General features: G+C 64.9%; 15 protein-coding genes and 1 pseudogene. 3 read left to right on the forward strand and 13 right to left on the reverse strand.

The genetic code is table 11. From position 1 onward, the window contains the following. Positions 1–111: 111 nt before the first annotated feature. Positions 112–1,251, forward strand: a complete 1,140-nt coding sequence (locus ACQP0C_RS09690; protein ID WP_433732589.1) for an MAB_1171c family putative transporter — start codon at positions 112–114, stop codon at positions 1,249–1,251. Positions 1,252–1,404: 153 nt separating this feature from the next. Here ACQP0C_RS09690 and ACQP0C_RS09695 read toward each other — a convergent pair whose 3' ends face one another. From ACQP0C_RS09695 to ACQP0C_RS09730, 8 genes and pseudogenes are all read right to left on the reverse strand, one after another. Next, complete coding sequence (locus ACQP0C_RS09695; RefSeq protein WP_433732590.1) at positions 1,405–2,109, reverse strand: hypothetical protein; 705 nt, start codon at positions 2,107–2,109, stop codon at positions 1,405–1,407. Positions 2,110–2,230: 121 nt separating this feature from the next. Continuing rightward, positions 2,231–3,685 (reverse strand): PepSY-associated TM helix domain-containing protein, encoded by a 1,455-nt coding sequence (locus ACQP0C_RS09700; protein WP_433732591.1) that lies wholly within the window; start codon positions 3,683–3,685, stop codon positions 2,231–2,233. Positions 3,686–3,982: 297 nt separating this feature from the next. After that, positions 3,983–4,546, reverse strand: a complete 564-nt coding sequence (locus tag ACQP0C_RS09705) for a hypothetical protein (protein WP_433732592.1) — start codon at positions 4,544–4,546, stop codon at positions 3,983–3,985. A gap of 170 nt (positions 4,547–4,716) precedes the next feature. Continuing rightward, the gene (locus tag ACQP0C_RS09710; protein ID WP_433732593.1) at positions 4,717–6,375 is read right to left on the reverse strand and encodes an acyl-CoA synthetase; all 1,659 of its coding nucleotides are present in this window, start codon (positions 6,373–6,375) and stop codon (positions 4,717–4,719) included. A 209-nt stretch (positions 6,376–6,584) separates the two neighbouring features. Continuing rightward, complete coding sequence (locus tag ACQP0C_RS09715; RefSeq protein WP_433732594.1) at positions 6,585–8,210, reverse strand: acyl-CoA synthetase; 1,626 nt, start codon at positions 8,208–8,210, stop codon at positions 6,585–6,587. A 144-nt stretch (positions 8,211–8,354) separates the two neighbouring features. Continuing rightward, the gene (locus ACQP0C_RS09720) at positions 8,355–8,864 is read right to left on the reverse strand and encodes an ArsR/SmtB family transcription factor (RefSeq protein WP_433732595.1); all 510 of its coding nucleotides are present in this window, start codon (positions 8,862–8,864) and stop codon (positions 8,355–8,357) included. 104 nt (positions 8,865–8,968) lie between these two features. Next, positions 8,969–9,595 (reverse strand): hypothetical protein, encoded by a 627-nt coding sequence (locus tag ACQP0C_RS09725; protein ID WP_433732596.1) that lies wholly within the window; start codon positions 9,593–9,595, stop codon positions 8,969–8,971. Positions 9,596–9,696: 101 nt separating this feature from the next. Further along, positions 9,697–10,146 (reverse strand): annotated as a pseudogene (locus tag ACQP0C_RS09730) (SDR family NAD(P)-dependent oxidoreductase); the annotation flags it as partial. A gap of 240 nt (positions 10,147–10,386) precedes the next feature. Here ACQP0C_RS09730 and ACQP0C_RS09735 point away from each other — a divergent pair. Continuing rightward, positions 10,387–11,601, forward strand: a complete 1,215-nt coding sequence (locus ACQP0C_RS09735; RefSeq protein ID WP_433732597.1) for a DUF4365 domain-containing protein — start codon at positions 10,387–10,389, stop codon at positions 11,599–11,601. 559 nt (positions 11,602–12,160) lie between these two features. Continuing rightward, positions 12,161–13,000 carry a hypothetical protein gene (locus tag ACQP0C_RS09740; RefSeq protein WP_433732598.1) on the forward strand — a complete coding sequence of 280 codons (840 nt, stop codon included), beginning with the start codon at positions 12,161–12,163 and terminating at the stop codon, positions 12,998–13,000. Positions 13,001–13,041: 41 nt separating this feature from the next. On the opposite strand, the gene ACQP0C_RS09745 is transcribed toward ACQP0C_RS09740, so the two are convergent. The 5 genes from ACQP0C_RS09745 to ACQP0C_RS09765 form a co-directional block, all read right to left on the reverse strand. After that, positions 13,042–13,734 (reverse strand): GntR family transcriptional regulator, encoded by a 693-nt coding sequence (locus ACQP0C_RS09745; RefSeq protein WP_433732599.1) that lies wholly within the window; start codon positions 13,732–13,734, stop codon positions 13,042–13,044. Between the two features lie 97 nt (positions 13,735–13,831). Next, complete coding sequence (locus ACQP0C_RS09750; protein WP_433732600.1) at positions 13,832–13,984, reverse strand: hypothetical protein; 153 nt, start codon at positions 13,982–13,984, stop codon at positions 13,832–13,834. Continuing rightward, positions 13,981–14,292, reverse strand: a complete 312-nt coding sequence (locus tag ACQP0C_RS09755; protein ID WP_433732602.1) for a hypothetical protein — start codon at positions 14,290–14,292, stop codon at positions 13,981–13,983. Before ACQP0C_RS09755 ends, ACQP0C_RS09750 begins: the two co-directional genes overlap by 4 nt. Before the next feature lie 306 nt (positions 14,293–14,598). Then, the gene (locus ACQP0C_RS09760; RefSeq protein WP_433732603.1) at positions 14,599–15,819 is read right to left on the reverse strand and encodes an acyl-CoA dehydrogenase family protein; all 1,221 of its coding nucleotides are present in this window, start codon (positions 15,817–15,819) and stop codon (positions 14,599–14,601) included. 33 nt (positions 15,820–15,852) lie between these two features. Next, positions 15,853–17,247, reverse strand: coding sequence for an acyl-CoA dehydrogenase family protein (locus tag ACQP0C_RS09765; RefSeq protein ID WP_433732604.1), 1,395 nt, complete (start codon positions 17,245–17,247; stop codon positions 15,853–15,855). Positions 17,248–17,323: the final 76 nt, after the last annotated feature.

Raw genomic sequence — 17,323 nt, forward strand, 5'->3', positions numbered from 1 at the left:
GAAGTCAACTCGGGAGCGGGCCGCATACTTTGCTCCGACGCTGCGTGGTAGCGCGGCCGAGGCGGCAGTATCCTCCGACGGGCATGAGTTCCGGACCGAGAGGGTGCATCGATGTCGTCACCGATATCGGGAGTCGTGGCCTGGGCGGTGATCGGCTACCTCGCGGTTGGGCTGTCGGGTTGGTTATGGCTCGTCCGCGGCACTGATGCCGGTCGGTTCGACAACCAGATGGGCCGGCTCGTGGTCCACATGGGCCTGTGGTGCATCGTGGCCCTGCTCATGTACCGGTGCGCGTCGACGCCGACCATCGATGACCCGGCGAATCAGCTTGCCCTGGGCTGCGTTCTCATGACCACCACGTACCTGTACAGCATCGGGAGGCTCGTCAGCGCCGATCCCGAGCCGGATACCGTATGGCGCAATCAGCGCAACGCCGGTCTCGTCGCGTTGGCCGCGACGGCCTCGATAGTCCTGACCGCGGCATCGACCAGATACTCGGGACGAACGGTCGACCTGCGCAGTGCGGGGGATGCACTGGGCATCGGTTGTGCCTTGGCCATACCACTCACCTACAACACGTTCGTGTTCGCTCGCAGCTGCCTCGGCGCACTCCGCGATAGCGATACGCCGCGCGCGGCGCGGATCGTGTCGTTCGGCATGATCGGCACCAACGCGATTATCTGGGGCGCGCAGGCACTCTCGCTTTCCCAGCTGGCCACTGGATGGCCCGACGGACCACAACTATCGCTGGTCCCGGTTGCGTTCACGCTGTTCGTCGCGATCGGTTCGACGCTGCTCGCGGTACCGCTGGTCGCGGAGCTGATGCTGCGAGCGGGTATGGATCGCGCCACCAGAACCTGCCGTCGGCTATTGCCGCTGTGGCGTGATCTCACCGCGGCGGTCCCGGAGATCGTCATGCCCGCCGACGCGCGGCACGGCTCGGATCCAGCCACCCGGCTACTGCGGATGACTGTAGAGATCCGTGACGCAATGCTGCACCTAGGCGCTTACCTCCCGGCCGAAACCGATGAAGCACAACGCAATACCGTGCGAGAGCCCGAATGGAACCGGGGGATCACCGATTACGCCCATCGGCTGAGTCGGGCGGCGCAGGCCAGAAAGGCGGGCCTGCCGCCCGCTGGCACCGGTGCACCGCCATTGCCCTTGGCCGCGCACGATTTCGACGCCGAGCTCGCACTCCTGATCGGCCTGGCTCGCATCTGGCCGCAGGCCAAGGCCGCGGTGGAATGAGCCGATCACGCAGCCCGTAGGCGGCGGATCGGTCGCCATACGGGTCTCCCATAGCGCTTCGGACGCACCGTCGACAGCCACCGGTAGCATGCCTCGAGCGAGCGCCCCGCCCGATTGTTATCGGGCGGGCACTGGCTCTCGTTGTGCCGCAGGCTACTTCGCCGGTGCGTTGAAGGGCTGGCCGAGCGTGGTGAAGTACTGGATCGCGGCACCGATCGCGACCGGTGCGGTCACCAGGATCTGACCCGCGAGCACACCGAGCGCGCCGATCGCGACGATGCCGCCGACGCAGCCGACCGCGGCGGCCGGAATGAACGGACCGAAGAGGCCGACGATGGTAGCCGAGGCGACCGTCGCACCGGCGATACCGCCGAGCACGCAGCCGACGGCACCGCCGCCGATGCCGCCGACCAGGGTGCCGATCGTGGCGCCCATGCTGATGGTGCTGGTCATGCGAGACCAGGCGGCCTGCTCACGGTCGTACTCGGTCTTCCACGGCGCCTTGTCCTCGTACGGCAGCGCGACCGGCTTGTAGGTCGCATGGGCCATATCGAACTGCGGCGTGAGAGTCGCTGTGCGATCGGCGATATCGGCCGCCACCGGGAATTCGAATTCGTCGACCCGGAAAATCAGCGGCGTGCCCGCGACGGTAGTTCCATTGGCGGCCTTGATCTTCAGCGCGCCGTCCTCGATGACCAGCGAGCCACCATCAGTGGTGATGATCGACTGGGTGTCGGTGGTGTCGGCGGTGAAGTTGATCGGGGCGTCCTCGATCGGGGCGGCGTAGCTCGCACCGGCGGACGTGCCTACCGCGGTCGTCATGAACGCGGCGGCCAGGGCGAACTTGGTGATCTTCATGAGATGGGTGAATCCTTTGTCTTGAACAGCTCGAGGCATGGCGATACAGCGGCCGTACCTTTGACGTTCGGTAGGTCGAATTGGTAACTGCCGGAGCCCCTCACGCCCCGGCGGTATTCGGCTATGCCGTGGCGCGGCCGCGTGCGATCAGGCCGACGATGACATCGACGGCGAGGAAGGCCAGCAGGCTCAACCCGACCAGTGGGACGAACCAGCCGACGACCAGCGCGACCGCCACAATCGGCAGCGCCAGCCACGGCGAGGTCCGGCGCAATGCGCCGCGCCGGGGTGCGCGTCCGATGGCCAGGCGCGACGAATCACGGGTCGGTCGCCGCTTCCACCACATCAGATAGCCGAGCGCCAGCACGGCGATCAGCCCGATCATCACGACCAGCAGCAGCAACTGGTTGAGCAGCCCGAACATCAGGCCCATGTGGAACTGGATGCCCCAGTTGGTGAGCTTGGCCATGAGCGGCCACTGGGCGTAGGGCAATGTGCTGGTGATCGTGCCGGTCGCGCCGTCGACGGCGACCGCGTCGACGGTATAGGTGCCGGACATGCGCCGTTCCTTCACCGCGAATGCCACACCGGACTTGGCCGGAATGCCGATCTCCGCGCCCTGGGTTATGCCATTGGCGCGAGCCGCCGCATATACCGCGTCGAGTTGCGCGATCCGGGTCGGCGTATCGACCGGCGCGGGCGCGTGTTCGCCACCGCCGTGGTGATCGCCCCCGGCGTGTTCGGTCCCAGTCGCGCCCGGCAGCGCGGTGCTCACCGCGGGGGTGGTCCAGCTCAGCTGCTGGCGCAGTTCGGTGATGTTCTCACCCGCATAGGTCGACCAGGTCATGCCGGTCGCCGAGAGCAGCAGGATCACCGGCATGATCCACACTCCGACGGCGCCATGCCAATTCATCGACCGGCCGCGGCCCTGCTGGGCGCCGTCCGGTGCCAGCAGCCAGGCCGCCGAGTTCCGGTTGCGACGGTTGCGGACCCGGCGGATCCACAGCACCAGACCGGCCAGCGCGACAACCCACAGCCAGGAGGCGGCGAGCTCGCTGTAGATACGTCCCGGCTCACCGAGGTGCAGATCCCGGTGCAGCCTATCGATCCAGGTGCGCAGCGCAAGCGCACCCGAGCTGCCATAGACGACATCGGTGCCGACCGGCTGCGCGGTATAGGGATTCACGAAGACAGCGCGACGTTCGGACTCGCCGAGTGACGGGTCATCGAACAGTACGCGAGTGGTGTCATCGGCCTCGGGTGCCGGAGCCACCGCGACCAGCTTCAGCGTGGGCTGGGTGGCGACTGCCGCGGTGACCTGTTCGGACAGCGGCCGCATCGGACCATTCGGCTCGACCTTCAACAGATCGTGCGAGGTTATCGATTCCAGCGTCGGGGAGATCGCATACAGCGCTCCGGTGACCGCTGCGATAAGGATGAACGGTGCGATGAAAATGCCCGCGTAGAAATGCAGCCGCATGGCCAGGGGATAGAGGCCATTGCGCGGCCGATTGGTCGTTTCCTTTGCCGGAGCCGATGATTCGGCATCCAGTGGACTGATGTCCGTAATGCTCATGGTGATTCGTTTCTGGAGTTCGGAAGCACCCGGAATCGGCCGTCGTCGACGAGGGTCGTCGGAATCCGCCGAACGCCGTCGATACGACGGAATTCGTGACGGGCAGCGGATCTCGGCGTTTCACCGGGCGCGAAGAGCGCCGCGCAACAACGGATGCGATCTACCGCAGTGCTGATCGGTGCACCGTTGAACAACGCAATCGATGTCACACGGTGATGTGAGATCTCGTCCGCGGAAAGGTATGTGCGCGGGTGACGGCGACGCACGAGCGGAGCCCGTGCACCGGGTAAAGGAGAATCAGTAACCGAACGCCAGCGGCGGGCCGCGCGTGCGGAGCGAGTCCGCGGCGAAAATCCGCAGAATGACGCGATCGCGATGGGTCAGGCGCAGCGGCACCGGCCCCGGAATCGCGGGCGGGTGATAGCGCACCGGCAACACTCGCGACAGCACGGCACAGCCGATCCGATACGCGGCTTCTGCGCCTCGGATCACCATTGCGGCGAGTAGGGCCGCGACAATGTGCGCGGCCAACATCCCGGGACTGAGCTGGACATCGCCGTGATGCAGATGCCCCGAGCTCCACCCCATGGTGAGGTGGCCGTGCAGTTGACCGATGGCCAGCACCACGACCAGCCCGATCGAGCTATGGCGCAGCGATGCGATACCGGCGACGAGCGCACCGACGACGGCCGCGGCGGCAGCGAGCAGTGCCAGGGTGGTACCGCTCGGCGCCATACCGCCGGACGCCCACCCATGTGCGGCAACGGATATGGCCCCGGAGATCGAACCGGCACATGCGCCGCGCACTCGCGCGACGGCGCTGCGTTGCCCCGCAGCGGCCGGGCCGAACTCGAAACTCACGCGCTGATGATAGCTGACGAATTACCGGTCGATCGCCACCCCGGTCGATCGCCGAAATTCATGGGATGCCTCGAGTTGCCAGGTGGAATAAATGCGAAGGCCGCACACCTCCGGATATCCGTACGAATTCCGCGGCCGGGAAATCGAAGGTGTGCGGCTCCGAGTTCGAATCAGCTTGCGTCGATTTCCATTTCGATCAGCGGCTTGCGCAGCAGCTTGCCGGTCGCATTGCGCGGCAGTTCATCGAGGAAGACGACCTCGCGCGGCACCTTGTAACGCGCCAGATTCGCCTTGACGTAATCCTTGATCTCCTGCGCGTCGCGCTTGGAGTCCGGACCGGGAACGACGAAGGCACGCAACCGCTTTCCGAATTCGCGATCGTCCACGCCGACCACGGCCGCCTCGAAGATATCGTCGCGGCCCGCGATGAGGTTCTCCACCTCGAGCGGGAAGACGTTCTCACCACCGGAGACGATCATGTCGTCGTCGCGGCCATCGATGTAGAGCAGGCCCTCGGCATCGAAATGTCCGACGTCACCGCTGGACATCATGCCGTCCACGATCTCCTTGGTGCGGCCGTCGGTGTAGCCGGTGAAGGCGAAACCGTTGTCCACGAAGATGGTGCCGGTCACATCGGGCTCGGTGATCGGCTTGCGGTTCTCATCGAGCAGCACGATCCGGATGCCGACCGGCGCCTTGCCCGCGGTGGTCGGGGCCTTGCGCAGATCCTGCGGGGTCGCGACGGTCATGACCGCGCATTCGGTGGAGCCGTACAGGTTGTAGAGGCTGTCGCCGAAGTAGTCGAGGGTGCGGGTGACGACATCGGGCGCGATGGCCGAGCCCGCCGCGAAGATCACCTTGATGCTGCTCGGGTCGTACTTGGCCAGCACCTCGTCGCCGAGATCGAGGATGCGCTGCAGCATGGTCGGGACCACGACCAGCGAATCCGCCTTGTAGTCGGTGATATTCGCGAGCGTGCGTTCCGGATCGAAACGGCGCTGCTGGAAGATCACCCGGTTGCCGAGCGCCAGGCCGAGGGTGAACTGCGAGAGGCCGGTGCCGTGGAAGATCGGCGCGGCCATGATCATGGTGCCGTTGTTCGGCAGCGGCACCCGGTCGACGAACTGGGCCGAGGCGAACGGACTGACCCGATCGCGCGGCGCGCCCTTCGGGGTGCCGGTGGTGCCGCTGGTCAGGATGACCATGCCACCCGGCTTGGCGGGGGCGGGCACCGGTTCGGTCGAGCGGCCCGCGATCAGCGATTCGATGGTCGGCACCGATGGATCGACATTGTCCTTCTCGTCGACCCAGGTGAGCACGCGGGGGATCTCGGCGGGAATCGCGCTCATCAGATCGAGGAATTCGCTGTCGTGCAGTACGGCCTTGACGTGCTCGCGCGCGGCCACATCGGCGAACTGCGGTTTGGCGAAGCCGGTATTCATCAGCACGGTGCGGACGCCGAGTTTGCCGGTTGCGAGCAGGCTCAGCACCATGCCGCGGTGATCGCGGGCCAGCAGGGCGACCACGTCACCGGGCGCGAGGCCCTGCGCTGCCAGCCCACGCGCGAGCGCGCTCGATTGCTCGTTGAGTTGGCCGAAGCTCACCTCGCCGCGTTCGTCGACAATGGCGGCCGCGCCCGGCCTGGTCTGTGCCGCATGCATGACGACACCGGCGAACGGGCCGAACTTCAACACGTTGAATGCGGACCGGGCCGCATGATCGGGCCGCAGCGGATTGAACAGCCGCCGCTTGACCATGACGTTCACGCCCTGGGCTAAATCGCCCGCCTTCCGAACGGAGTCATTCAACGCAGGCAGAGATAGAGACATTCGACAACGCCTTCCGCAGTCCGCCCACCGGGACCGGGGGTGGTGTGGACCGCAACTTCGAGATCCAGTGCTGTCGCTAACAATAGCAAGCGTCTGTGACCCAGTGTGTCATGTATCTCACCGCCCCCGGGCGCGCTCGAGCTCGTCCTCCGCGGGTAGCGTGAAACGCGCTGGTAAGCCCCGGTTTCCACCGGGGCGGCCGCGTTCGGCTAAGCCGTGACGTCGTACTCGACCAGAACCCGGCGCAGCAGTTTGCCGGTGGGGTTGCGCGGGAGATCGTCGAGGAAGATGACCTCGCGGGGCACCTTGTAGCGGGCCAGATTCTCCTTGACGTAGGTCTTGATCTCCTCGTCATCGGGGGAATGCCCCGGCTCGGGGACCACGAAGGCGCGCAGGCGCTTACCGAACTCGACATCGTCGACGCCGACCACCGCCGCGTCGAAGACGTCCGGACGCTCCAGCAGCAGGTTCTCCACCTCCTGCGGGAAGACGTTCTCACCGCCGGAGACGATCATGTCGTCATCGCGGCCGTCCACCATCAGCAGGCCGTGCTCGTCGAAATGCCCGACATCGCCGCTGGACATATAGCCATCGATGATCTGCTTATGCCTGCCGTCGGTGTAGCCCTCGAAGGGCGCGCCGCTGCGGACGAAGATGCGCGCGGTGGTGTCGATCGCGCTGACCTGCTTGTCGTTCTCGTCGTAGAGCCGGACCTCGCAGGTGATCGGCGCGCGGCCCACGGTGCCGGGTGCGAGCGCCAGATCCTCCGGATTCGCGACGGTGGCCACGGCGCATTCGGTCGATCCGTAGAGGTTGTACAGGACCGGGCCGAAGACCTGGGTCGCCTTGACACACAGCTCCGGTGCGAGCGCCGACCCCGCGAGCAGAATGCATTTCAGCGAGGTGGTGTCGTATTTGGCGCGGATCTCCGGTGCCAGTTCGGTCATCCGGTGCAGCATGGTCGGCACCGCGACCAGCATCTCGGCCTTGTGATCGGCCACCATCTTCAGCGTGGCCTCGGCGTCGAAGCGACGGCGCACCACCACTTTGTTGCTCATCGCGGAGGCGACCAGGTACGTGCCGAGTCCGGTGCTGTGGAAGATCGGCGAGACGATGACCTGAGTTCCCCGCACCGGGAACGGGATTCGGTCCACCATCTGCGCGGTGGCCAGCGGCGTGACCTTGCTGCGCGGTGCGCCCTTCGGCAGGCCGGTGGTGCCGCTGGTGAGGATGACGAAGCCGCCCGGCTTGGACGGCGCGGGCAGGTCCGCGGTCGAGTTGGCGGCGATCAGATCATCGAGAGTCTCGGCGCCCTCGGGCAATTCGGTGCCCTCGTCGACCCAGGTGAGGTAGCGCGGGAGATCGGTGGGCAGCGCGTCGAGCAGTCCGAGGAACTCGCTGTCGTGCAGGACCGCCTTGACCTTCTCGCGCTCGCAGACCTCGGCGAACTGCGGCTTGGCGAATCCGGTGTTCATCAGCGCGACCCGCACGCCGAGTTTTCCCGCGGCGGCCATGGCCAGGATCAGGCCGCGGTGGTCGCGCGCCAGCACGCCGACCACGGACCCCTCGGTCAAATTCGCCTGCCGCAGTCCGCGCGCGATCGCGGTCGACTGCTCGTCCAGTTGCCGATAGCTCAGTTCGCCGCGCTCGTCCACCAGCGCCGGAGCATTGGGCGCGACCCGGGCCGAATGCCGGATCAGCGTCGCCTGCGGCCCGTAGACCTGCGATTCCTTTGCCGTCCGCAGGGTTTCCAGTGGCTTCTTGGGATCGCTGACCCCGCGCGCCCGCAGTACTCCCAGCGCCTTCGCAATCTCCAGCGCATGCGCCAACTTCATCGTCGAATACCTCCACAAGGAACTCGCGTCGGCCCTCGACCTAGCGATATCGAACGGGCGTTTATGTCGCACCCACCGTATCAGTGGCTGTGGCGGGCATCACAGACTGCTGTCGAATCGCGCCCGTCTTCCAGATCTCGATCGTCACCGGCGCGCGGTCGCCAATGCGACCAACAGCGCCACCACGCGGTTCGGGGGTACTTCGAAGCGGCCGTTGCCCACGGTGTGCAGCCAGCCGGTGGCGGCCAGTTGGCGCAGGTGGTGGTAGATCTGACCGGATGAGCCCGCCTCGTCGAGGTCGGTGAGCTCGGCGGCGGTTCTGCTGCCGCGAAGGATCTCCCGCAGAATGCGCAGGCGGACCGGACTGCCGAGGGCGGCAAGGCATTCGGCGGCATCGTCCCAGTCGTAGGCAACGATGTCATCGGTGCCGAACTGGACCTGCCAGTCGAACTGTTCCGCGCTGGGTAGTCGGCCCGAACCGGCGAACATCACTCCGCCATTGTTCTCGTCCGCATCCGCGAACTCTTGATGAAGCCGCCGCAGCGCCCACCCTCCCTGTGGGGCGGACCCAATCGCCTGTCTGTTGCCATCCCGGACAAGGTCCTTGGCCGCGCGTCGGCGTTCGAGTTTCGCTAGTCGGTCTTCCACGCTCACGAGGGCAAACTAACGGAGTCACTAATCGCTGGCAATGGCTGAGCATCGACCGGTGTGATGCGAAAGCCCGGCACGGAAGTCCGCGCCGGGCTCACGTGCCGGGGTCAGTTGTAGACGGCCCCGAAGGACGGGATGGAAATGGTCGCCAGCTTGTACTGGAAACCGTCCGGGTTGGCATCGCTGACCGGAACGGGCCAGCGGTGCCACAGTGTTCCGTAGACCGCGGCGACGACCAGGCCGCTACCGATATCGAGGGTGCGGGTGCGGATAGTGGTGTCCACCGTGGCGTCATTGTGCTCGTTGAGCGTCTCGGTGCCGCTGCGGCCGTTGGACAGGTTGATCCACATCACCTGAAGTCTGGCGCCGTCCTGGATCGGGGAGATCGTGCCCGGTCCGCCGAAGAATCCGAATCGGAACCCGTCGTACCCGAGGGCGATACCGGACCCGTAGACGCCCGGTCCGTCACCGCGCCCGATATCGGATTGCGCTGGCATCTGGAACGGCTGCGCGGGCAATGCCACCTGCGTGACAACCTGTCCGGAGGCCAGCAGCCGGTCCACGGCCTGCTCGGCCGCGGGACTGCCGCCGGCCGCCGCCCGCAACTGCCGCACCGCCGCATTCCAGTCGATCGCCACCGGTTCGGCAGCGGCATGACCACAGAAAACAGTTGCGAATGCGGTGGCGGCCGCGAGTGCGGCGGTGAAGCGACGTATCAAACCCAGTCTGTGCATAACCAGTCTCCTTGCGGGGTCTTGGTACAGCTCGATGGAATTCGTCCGCTGAACGATCGCAGCCAAGATACCGGTCGCTACTACGCGCCCGAGTTGGACCCTCACAGTGCGGTCGACAGCCCAAGGTGCGCAGTAACGTCCAGATCATCAGCGACGGCGGCGAGCTTGCCGCGGACCGCGCCGACCGCGTGGGCACCCAGAGCCAGCGGCAGCGGCGGCTTGTCCATGGCCAGCACCGCGACGACGGCCGCGGCCGCCTTGTCCGGGTCGCCCTCCTGCTGTTGGTCGCTGCTGGCAAGGATGCCACGGGTGGAGCCGACGGTATCCGCGTAATCGGCGATCTCGGCGCTCATCCGCAGGGCCGGTCCGGCGAATGAGGTTCGGAAGGCACCGGGTTCGACGATCAGCACCTGGATACCGAGCGAATTCACCTCGGCGGCGAGAGCTTCCGAAGCCAGCTCGAGCGCACCCTTGGCCGCGCTGTAAGCACCGACGCCCGCGAACGACAGAAATCCGCCCATGCTGCTCACCTGAACGATTGCGCCGCTGCGACGTTCGCGCCACCCGTCGGTTCTGTATCCGAACTGTCCGGGTTGCTTATATCACCGACGTGTCAACGGGAGATCACCGAGTCTGGCGCCACCAGAGTTGAGCTTGAACGCGTCTGGCCCGTTCTGGTCTCGCTGTCGGCGCCTCGGAATAGGGTGCACTGGCAATCAGGTACATGAACCGAGGGGCCGGCGCGACAAATACGCAGTTGGGTCCGATGAGAAACCTCTGGGGAGGGTGGTATGTCGAAGATTTCGAAAGGGCGTCGCGTGGGACAGGCTGCCGTGAACGCGCTGCGCACGCTACTTGAGGATCACGGACACATTGTTCAAGAGATCTCTGGGCAGAATGATTTTGGCGAAGACTTCTACGTCAGGTTCACCGACAGCGACGGCCAGGTCACCAGCGACGAGATTAAGGTCCAGGTCAAAGGTGGGGACAGGCGGCGTCGGGGCAACGGTTTCGCGGTGCCCGTCGATCAGCACAGCGATACCTGGGCGAATGGGAACATCCCCGTCTACGCGGTGGTGTACGACCCGGACACCAAGAGACTGTACTGGGCGAACGCGACCCAGCAGCTCCGGAAGTCCGGTCACCTCAATCCGCCATGCTTCATTGGTGTCAGTCCCAACTCGGTTCTGGACGGCACCACCATGGAGTCGTTTGTGGCTGAGGCCCGCCGCTATGTCGGACGCTATCGAGACCGACAAGCTGTCCTGACTCACCTGGGCGAGATGTCCGGAGTCGAATTTGAACCAGAGGACCACGTTCTGCACTTCGTCAATGGCGAGGACGAGGATCTTATTTTCTGGAAGCGCCCGGGGAACGCGGTTGCAACACTGCTGCTCAGCACCCAAGGCTGGGAACCAGTTGACGTCAGCCTGGAATCCTTGACGCGGTCCGTGCTTCCGGTGCCTGAGAACTCAACCGGCAGCGAACTCGCTGACCCTGATCTATGGACCGCCGAAGACCTGGATCTGAGCCGATACGAGATCATGTGGGCGACCGCGTGCTTCCTTTCCACTTGGGAAGCCGACGAAGGGGCGGGACTCAACGAGTGTGAGGGATGTCCAAGCTGCACAGGCGAAGAGCACGGCGAGATCGAGGCGGATCTACTTCACGAATATATCCTCGCCCGCATTCTCGACCGAATCGAAGCAGAGCCCGACCTCATGCAGCGCTCGATACTTGCGATGCGCGAGGACCGTGATCTCGCACCGACAATTATCGCTGAACTCGGTCCCCTCGAAAGCGAGCCACGGATCGTCCGCAAGGTGAACAAGCTAAGCCGGACGACGGTGTCGACGGTGGACGACATAGAGCCGGAGGTGTTCCGGCTGGCCATCCTCTATCTCATTCGCAAGGCGCTCATCTATGGTCCTTCGGTCCCCGTTGATGAAAGAGTCGAAATCGTCTGGCGTATACCCGAACTCGAGTCTGCGGCGTCCAATCACTGATGCGTCTAGTCGCACGACGTGGCCTGGTCGGTGGTGGCCTGTACACACGGGGGCCGGCGTCGTCTGCCTGCCCCCGTAGGCGCCCTTGAGGCGTGAGGGGCGCGGGATCACAATGCAGGCCACAACTGACCAGGGCGCAACGGCCGGAGGTCGCGGAATCGTTTGCAGACAGGAGGGCGAGGGTACCCGGGGGGCTCCGGCCTCCTCGCTCCGCGGCCCGAAGAGTCACCCTGCCAAGGCGCCGATCTCGTTCGTCGAAAGCTGTTGAACGGGACCACAGCCGGTTGACCGGGCAGAGTGCCGGCGGATTCGTGCTCGGCTGCGGGAGGTCAGTTCGGTAGGGCAGGCGGCGTGCCCAGCACTGTTCGGTCATTGCGTAAGGCGATCAGACAGGAATGGGTGGGGTGAATTCGGCAATGGTGCGCATCGTGCGTGAGGTACGGACGGAAGTCGGGAACGGTGTAGCTGACCGAGGTCGACATGAAGTCGGGGGAGCGCAACCGTCGCGGGATTGGTGGAACTGTTCGCCAATTGGGCTGTGTCAGGCCAGAATTGAGGGATGGCTGAGCTTGCGCTGACGACTGACCGGCGGGATGAACTGGCTGCATTGCTTGGTGACGAGGAGAGGCTTCGCGGCGAATATCCGAAGGTGGCGGAGTACCTGGATACGGCTCCGATGTTGTCGGGGACCGGGGATGACCGGGCTGATGCTGCGTTCGATCTGCGGTTGGTGCACTACGTGACAGGTGGTCGTTCGGTCAGTGCGAATCCGTACTGGGAGATTGTTGCGCCGTCGGTGTCGGAGTATGAGGGGCGTCGCGTGGTGAACGGCGGTCGGGCGACGGGCAGTGTGCGTCTGGGGTTTGCGCAGACAATCTTGCAGGCCGCCTACGCCTATGCCATTCCGTCTCCCGATACGGTTGAGTGGCTGACCGAGTTCGCCGATGGCGGCAAGGTGGTCGAGCTGGGTGCCGGGCGCGGGTACTGGGCGGCGCAGTTGGCCGAGGCGGGAGTGGGAGTTGACGCGTACGACTCGGAACCCCCGGACACGATGGAGAATGTTTCGTTTCCCGGTGCAGCCGGGCAGTCAGACGTGTGGCACGGTGTCGGGAACCTCGACCAGTTCGCCGCGCGTCCAAGCGGCAGCTCAGATGATGTTTTGTTCCTCTGCTGGCCGCCGGGCTGGGGCAACACGATGGCGTCGGATGCGCTTGCTGCGTTCGAGGCCGCAGGTGGTGAACGGCTGGTCTACATCGGAGAGCCGAAGGGCGGAAAGACCGGTGATGACGCGTTCTTCGATGGGCTCACTGCGCGCTGGGAGCTGAAATCCGAAGATACGCAGTTCGTTTCGTGGTGGAATCTGGCGGACCGTGCGCAGGGCTGGGTCCGACGCCTCTGACCGATGAAGCGGTCGGGTCAGGCAACGCATGCATCGGTTGGTCAGGCATCGGTAGCAGGGTCTGTTGCTGGAGTCAGTGCCATGCGAAATACGAACGCGTCGTAGCGATCTCGCGGATAAGAAACGTCGGAGACCATGATCACTCGACCTTCACCGGTGATGAACCGCTGGTGGATGGTCTTGACGAGATCGCCCGGAGTCGTCCGCAACCAGGTGGCGTGGGCGAGTGTCGGTAGCCGATCCGAAACGGTTTCCTCGAGTACCGTCGCGCTGGATATATCTGTGATGTCAAGGGGCTGATAGGAATCCGACACTGAGATCGGTCGGCCATCGTCGCTGGCTTGGGTGATGATGTGTGTGATCCCTTGACCGACAGGGATGCCGAACGCTTCGGCCAGGTCCTCGGTGGCTGGAACCTGCTCGGTGGTCCGACTGATTCGAACATCGCTGTCGGACTCGTTGCCGAAGGTCACTTCTGGATCCTCCATCTGGCGCTCGGGCGAAATCCGGATCAGATTGGGCCGGTCAGCCACGAATACGCCTCGCCGCCGCACGGCTCGAACGAGACCTTGGCTCTGAAGAAGTTCGATGGCTTTTCGGACCACGATGTCGGAGACCTTGTTGCTCGCGGCGATCTCGGCATAGCTTGGGAGTTGCATTCCAGCTGGTAGGTCGCCGTTTCGAATGCGCCGAGCGTATTCGCCCGCGATGGAAACGTAGGCCGGTTCCGCCATTGAGCACAGTCCCTTCAGTTTGTATGTCGCCCCAGCCGACTATACCGTACTTCGTATACGTAAATATCTGTTGGTGCTGGTCAGGCAGCATTTTGGCCTACTCTTCGTCTTCCCCTTCGATGTGTTTCCGAATGGCTTCGACGGTCTGGTCTCTTGGTGGCCGCTGCGGCCAGTACGCGATGACGCAGAACACGATCGCCGACAGGGCGAGTGCTCCAAGGAACATGCCGAACTCCGCCCATCCGCTCATCCGAGGCTCCCGGCGGGGTGGTGCAGCACCCATCGTGCAAACGACATACGTGGCAGCACAGTTTCCACGTCGGCGACATCCATGAGCGCGTTGAGCATGATTGGGTGCAGATGCTCGGGCGACGGAACGATCACCGCATCGACGTCGGCCGCGCGTACCTGGTCGACCAAGGGAATGACGGAGAACTCCGGCCAAACGAGCGAATATCCCAAATATCTTGCTAGCCGGTGCATCTGGGCACTGTCCCAGTCTGGGGCAGTGCTGACTTCCAGGTCGATCCATCCGAGCGCGGTTGGACGGAATCTCATTTCACACCCCTCGTCGGAGCTCCGGTCGCCTATCGGTGACGGAATGCCTCATCGGCCCTGGGAACAGGCTTCCAGATTAACGTATACGAAGATTCGTATACGTACAAGTAAGATGTGTGGAGATCGGTTGCCGTTGGTCAGGAACTAGATCAATGCCAGTCGACGTGCGCACCCCCAGCGAGGACTTGCCGATGACGGTCTGGTGACGGCTTGAGATGCACAGATTGTGATTCGCAGCGACACGGCGAATAAAAAACCGGTGTCGGTCCTCGAATGGACCGACACCGGCTTTTCTTGTCCGACTTGCTATTTCAGCTCAGCACTGGTCTTGCCGAGCACCCGGCGCGCGACGATGAGCTGCTGGATCTGCTGGGTGCCTTCGAAGATGTCGAGGATCTTCGAGTCACGGCCCCACTTTTCGAGCAGGGTGCGCTGGGAATAGCCGATGGCACCGGCCAATTCGACGGCCTTCAGGGTGACATCGGTGCCGGTGCGACCCGCCTTGGCCTTGGACATGGAGGCCTCCAGCGAATTCGGCTTCTTGTTGTCGGCCATCCACGCCGCGCGCAGGGCGAGCAGATAGGCGGACTCGTAATCGGCTTCCATGCGCAGGAATTCGGCGGCCGCGGCGTGCTGGTTATTGGCCGGGATGTCATAGGAGATCTCGACACCGGCTTCGGTCAGGATGGCGCGCAGTTCCTCGAGCGCTGCCCGTGCGACACCGATCGCCATGGCCGCGACCAGGGGACGGGTGTTGTCGAAGGTCTGCATGACCCCGGCAAAACCCTTCTCCACATTGACTTCCGGGCTGCCGAGGATGTTGTCCTTCGGAATCCGGCAGTCCTGCAACAGCAGTACCGCGGTATCGGAGGCCTTGATGCCGAGCTTGTGCTCGAGTCGGGCCACCGAAAGACCCGGAGCGTCGCGGGGCACGACGAACGACTTGATCGCGGCGCGGCCGAGGCTGCGGTCCACCGACGCCCACACCACGATGTGGGTGGAGCGCTGTCCCGCGGTCACGAAGATCTTTTCGCCATTGAGCACCCACTCGTCGCCATCCAGCACGGCGGTGGTGGTGACGGCGGCCGAGTCGGAGCCGAAAGACGGTTCGGTGATCGCCATCGAGGCCCACACCTTGCCGAAACGCTTCAGCTGCTCATCGGTGGCGACGGCCGCGATGGCGGCGTTGCCGAGACCCTGGTAGGGGATGGAGAGCATCAGGCCGACATCGCCCCAGGAGGTCTCCAGCGCGTTCAGCAGCGCGGACATATTGCCGCCGTTGGTATTTCCGAGCAGTTCGGTGGCGTGGGAGTCGGCATCGGAGCGGCCACCGGCCGCGCCGCCGATCTTCTGGGTGCCGGAGTCGGCCAGCCCCTCGACCATGGCGGCCATGGTGTCGAGTTCGACCGGGTACTCGTGCTCGCCGAGGTCGTACTTGCGCGAGATCGGCCGGAAGATCTCCTGGGCGACCTGGTGGGCCTGATTGGCGCTGGCCCGCAGCTTCTTCGGGAGTTCGAGATTGATCATGGAATATCTCCTGGACGTTGAGGAACCAGCCGGTTAGATGAGCACGACACCTTCGGCGACGCCGATGGCCCGCAGATCGCGGTACCAGCGCTCGACCGGGTGTTCCTTGGTGAAGCCGTGGCCGCCGAGCAGCTGCACGCCGTCCAGACCGATCTGCATGCCCTTATCGGTGGCGAGCTTGCGGGCCAGCGCCGCCTCACGGGCGTAGGACAGACCCTGCTCCGCGCGTGACGCACCCCGCAGGGTCACGAGCCGCAGGCCGTCCAGTTCGATTGCCATATTCGCGACCATGAACGCGACCGCCTGGCGGTGCGAGATCGGCTCGCCGAACGCCTCGCGCTCGTTGACGTACGGAATCACGTAGTCGAGCACGGCCTGACCGGTGCCGATGGCGAGCGAGGCCCAGCCGAGTCGAGCCAGGCGCACCGCGTCCGCGTACTCCTCGGCGCGGGTCTTTTCGTCGCTGTCGCCGAGGACGGCATCCGCGCCGACCGCGACATTGTCGAGCAGCAGGCGGCCGAGGCCGGCGGCGCGCAGCCCCATGCTCGGATCGGCCTCCACGACCAGCCCCTGGGCGTCGGACGGCACGATGAACAGGGCCGGGCGGCCGTCGAGTTCGGCGGCAATAATGAACAGCTCGGCATCACCGGCGGCCGGGACCAGGCTCTTCACACCGTTGAGGCGGAAGCCGCTCGGCGAGCGGGTGGCCTTGGTCTGCAGTGCGAACGGGTCGAACAGAGCGCGCGGCTCGCTGATCACGACCGCGGACTGCGGCACATTCTCGCCGGTGAAGGCGGGCAGGTAGGTCTGCTGCTGCGCATCGGTGCCCCACTGGGACAGGGCGACCGCGACACCGCTCGGCGCGAGAATCGGCAGTGCCAGGCCCATATCGCCGTGCGCTAGCGCCTCGGCGACCATCGAGTTGGTGACCGCGCCGCGTTCGGCGGCCGCGCCTTCCAGCTCCTCGGGGACATTGATCAGGGTGATGCCGAGTTCGGCGGCGCGCTCGAGCAGGTCGCGCGGCGTCTTGGCGGAATTGTCGGCCTCGTAGGCGGCCGGGCGCAGGATCTCGGCGGCGAATTCCTTCACCGTCTCGACGATCATCTGCTGCTCGTCGCTCGGGGTCAGGTCGAAGTAGCCCTTGTTCTTGGACTCGTTGTCGGCCAGGCGCTTCGGAGCGCCACCACCGGCAACCTTGCCGAATGCGCGAGTTGCGGCACCGAGGGTGCGGAAACCGGTCTTGGTGCCTTCGTAGGTGACTCGCTCGATCGGCTTGCGCAGGTTGTACTTCTCAGCGAGCTCCGAACCAGTCAGGGTCGTCATCACCCGCATGGCCGCGCCCATCCAGTCCCGCTTGGGGTGGTTCAGGCCGACCGCGGACGTGTCTGGACGTCGCGTCGTTGCGCTGTCTCGAGTACTCATCATCACCTGTTTTCTCGGGTGGGTGTGGTGCGGTCTTGTCCCAGCTATCTTACTCCTGAGTAAGGCTATCTTACTCCTGAGT

This window comes from Nocardia sp. CA-129566 (assembly GCF_050956075.1).
Lineage (GTDB): Bacteria > Actinomycetota > Actinomycetes > Mycobacteriales > Mycobacteriaceae > Nocardia.